The organism is Pseudomonas sp. 14P_8.1_Bac3 (assembly GCF_025466085.1).
In the GTDB taxonomy this organism is placed as follows: domain Bacteria; phylum Pseudomonadota; class Gammaproteobacteria; order Pseudomonadales; family Pseudomonadaceae; genus Aquipseudomonas.
On sequence record NZ_JANLOD010000053.1, the window covers coordinates 1 to 261 of the forward strand.

The 261-nt window shown below is 60.5% G+C and carries 1 protein-coding gene; it reads right to left on the bottom strand.

Translation table 11 applies throughout. The features are described 5' to 3' along the window. A partial coding sequence (locus NTD84_RS17250) for a hypothetical protein (RefSeq protein WP_262167721.1) occupies positions 1–261 on the bottom strand: 261 nt, incomplete at both ends.

Here is a 261-nt window from a genome sequence, read left to right on the forward strand (position 1 = left end):
GTTGATGATGCGCACACTCGGCGGGATCTGCCCGGCGGCGTGCAAGGCGTTGATCGCCGACGGCACGGTGTTGATCAAACGCACCTGATCACGCGCCGGCAATTGCGGCAATTCCAAGGAGTTGCGGGCGATGATCAGCGAGCCGCCGTTGGCCAGGGTCACGAACAGCTCCCACACCGACAGGTCGAAGCACACCGAGGTTGAAGCCAGTACGCCTTGAATGTCGTCGCGGCTGTACACCGATTTTGACCAGTCAATCAA